At 57.2% G+C, this 3,613-nt stretch carries 1 protein-coding gene; it reads left to right on the top strand.

Annotated features, from left to right (window positions below):
• The coding region (locus tag WG8_RS20870) for a condensation domain-containing protein (protein WP_007432234.1) at window positions 1-3,613 on the top strand (3,613 nt) is incomplete at both ends.

Here is a 3,613-nt window from a genome sequence, read left to right as displayed (position 1 = left end):
CGAGCTGCACATCGTTTCCAAAGAAACAGTGACATCGCCCGACCGGCTCAGCCGTTATATCGGAGAACAGGAAATTACGTACATTAAATGCACCCCATCCCTGTTTCATACGCTGGTTCCGGCGCAGAATTTTGCGGTTACGGAGCATTTGGCATCGTTGCGACTGGCCGTGCTGGGCGGAGAACCGATCAACCCGGCCGATCTGCGCCGTTTCCATGGTCGGTATCCGCGAACCCGGTTGATGAATCACTACGGCCCGACAGAGACGACGGTTGGGGCGGTGGCCCAGTTTATTGATACGGAGCGGCTGGAAGAATACGTATCCAGACCGACTATCGGCCGTCCGATTCGCGGCGCAGGCGCGTTTATTCTCAATCCGGGACGGCGTTTGGTGGCCCCTGGGGTGATTGGTGAGCTGTATTTGGCAGGTCCGGGACTCGCGCGTGGCTACTTGAATCGCCCTGACTTGACCGCCGAAAAATTTGTGACCAACCCGTATGATCCGGAGAAGATGCTATTCCGAACAGGCGACTTGGCGCGCATGCTGCCTGATGGACGAATTGAGTTTATGGGGCGTCGTGACGATCAGGTGAAAATACGGGGCTATCGGGTCGAGCCCAAAGAAATCGAAGCGGTTTTACTCCAACATGAGGCTGTCCGGGAGGCTGCCGTGGTCACGACTGCGGCTGAGGGCGGCATGCTTGAATTATCCGCGTACTTTGTAGCAGCGTCTGGTCTCGCGGTAGCTGAGCTGAGGAGCTTTCTGGCCGTCCAGTTGCCGGGACACATGATTCCATCTTATTTCATTCCAATAGATGCCCTTCCGCTTACGGCGAACGGCAAACTTGACCGCCGGGCTCTGCCGGAGCCTCGGGTTGCGGTGTCTACCGCCGGTGTCTACGCTGCACCTGAAACCGACATCGAAGCCAAATTGTGCGCGGTATGGGCCGAGACATTAGGTGTGGAACGCGTCGGTATTGAGGACAATTTCTTTAATCTGGGCGGACATTCACTAAAGGCGATCCTGCTGGTTGGTGCTATTCAGAGCAGGCTGGGGCGGGATATTTCGCTCAAAGCGTTGTTTGAGCACCCAACAGTCCGGGCATTGGCGAGGTATATGGAGGAAACGGCTGTTTGGACAAATGACGGGAAAGCAGCCACAGATAGCGTCATGACTACTGCGGAAGACCGTATCCGGAACGAGATGGCTCCGGCGGCGAAGCGGGATTATTACCCGGTATCGTCCGCACAGAAGCGAATGTATATTCTGCACAAGCTCGATCCGCAAAGCACCGGCTACAATATGCCGGCAGTACTGCTGCTGGAAGGCGCATTGGATGTCGGAAGGCTTGATGGAGCGCTCCATTCGCTGGTTGCGCGCCATGAGTCGCTGCGGACCTCTTTTACGGAACTCGACGGTACTCCGGTTCAGATGATTCATCCTGCGGCCAAGGTGCCTTTGCACATTGTTCCTGCCGGGATAAAGGAAACGGAAGCGCTCATTGCCGATTTTGTCCGGCCGTTCGATCTGAGTAGCGCACCACTGCTGCGGACCGGATTGATCCGACTCAGCGACAATCGTCATTTGCTGCTGCTGGATATGCATCATATCGTTGCGGACGGAGTAACCCGCAGCTTGTTTGTCCGGGAGATTGCCCGCTTGTACAAGGGGGAGGTACTGCCTGCGCCGAAGCTGCATTACAAGGATTTCGCCGTTTGGCAGGAAAAGACGCCTCAGCGGGAGCATATCGCTCTGCAGGAGCGCTACTGGCTTGACCGTTTTGCCGAGCCGCTGCCGAATCTGGAACTGCCCGCCGATTTTCCACGCCCTCCGGTGCAGAGCTTCCGCGGCGGTCAGGTCCGGTTCCAAACGAAACCCGAAACGGCGGAGCATATCCGATATCTGATGCAAGAGACGGGGACGACCCTGCACATGGTGATGCTCGCGGCGTTCGGCACCTTTTTGGCTAAAATGTCCGGACAGGAGGATATCGCGATTGGTACGGCGGTGGCCGGGCGAAGTATCCCGGCTGTACAGGAAATGCCGGGGATGTTCGTCAACACGCTGGCGTTGCGTTGCGCTCCGGAGAATGGAAAGACGTTCCGTGAATTTTTGCTGGAAGTGAAGGAAACGTGCCTGGAGGCGCTGGATCATCAGGATTATCCGTTTGAAGAGCTGGTTGGAAAGCTTGATTTGCCGCGTGATCTGAGTCGTAATCCGCTCGTGAGCGTGATGCTGACGGTTGATAATCCCGATCGGGAGACGCTGCGTCTCGACGGGCTTGCCATTTCCCCTTACGGTAACTCTTACGGCATGGCCAAGTTTGATCTGACACTGGGCGCGTTCGAGGACGGAGACAGCATCGGGCTCCAGTTCGAGTATGCGGCTGATTTATTCGGGGAAGAAACAGTCGGATATTGGAGCGGGTATTTGTTGAATCTGCTATCTGCTGCGGCATCCGAACCGGATATTCAACTAGGTACGCTGCCGCTGCTGACAGAGCAGGAGCAACATGTGCTGCTGGAGGAATGGAATCAGACTGGCATGGAGGTACCGGAAGACCGGACAGTGGTTGGCCTGTTCGAGGAGCAGGCAGAGCGTACGCCAGAGGCGGCGGCGGTGACGTATGGCGGAAAAACGTGGAGCTACCGCGAGCTGAACGGCCGTGCGAACCAGTTGGCGCGGCTGCTGCGGGAGCGAGGTGCCGGATCGGAACGAGCCGTCGGCATTATGGTGAAGCCATCACTGGAGATGGCGTCCGGGGTGCTGGGCATTATGAAGGCAGGAGCGGCGTATGTGCCGATTGACCCGGATTATCCGGCGCAGCGAATCGCCTACATTTTGGCTGACAGTGGAGCCTTGGCGCTGGTGACGCAAAGCGGCCTGCCGATACCGGAGGATTACAGCGGTGAGGTGGTGTATCTGGACGGTGGGCTGTCGGGAAGCAGTCTGTCTGGTGATAGTCTCCACGAAGGTGTCCGGTTCGGGGATGTGCAGATGGGCGACAGTCTCGGAGATGGTAGTCGGTATGAAGCTGACTTGCCAAAGGACAGTCTATCTGTCGTTTCGGCTGGATGGACCAACGAGCCGAACCCGCCATTAGCGGCTGGTCCGCACGATCTGGCGTATATGATCTACACGTCCGGAACGACCGGGCAGCCGAAAGGAGTTATGGTCGAGCATCAATCGCTGGTGAACCTGTGCTGCTGGCACAACGAGGCCTTTGGCGTGACGGCAGAGGACCGGAGCGCGAAATATGCGGGCTTTGGCTTTGACGCCTCCGTCTGGGAGCTGTTCCCTTATTGGGTAGCCGGAGCGGAAATCCATGTGATTGACGAGAGCATTCGGATGGATTTGGAAGCATTGAACCGCTATTTCGAGACGAACAGCATCACGATTACCTTCCTGCCGACGCAGTTGTGTGAGCAGTTTATGGAGCTGGAGAACCGATCCCTGCGTGTGCTGCTGACCGGAGGAGACAAGCTGAAACGGGCGCTGCCGCCGGGACGGAGCTATAGGTTGGTGAACAATTATGGACCGACGGAAAGCACTGTGGTAGCGACGAGTATGACGGTCGAAGCAGGCGAGGCTGTGCCTGCGATTGGCAAACCG

It is taken from the genome of Paenibacillus sp. Aloe-11 (assembly GCF_000245715.1).
Taxonomy (GTDB): domain Bacteria; phylum Bacillota; class Bacilli; order Paenibacillales; family Paenibacillaceae; genus Paenibacillus; species Paenibacillus kribbensis.
This window is presented reverse-complemented; position numbering and strand designations above follow the sequence as displayed.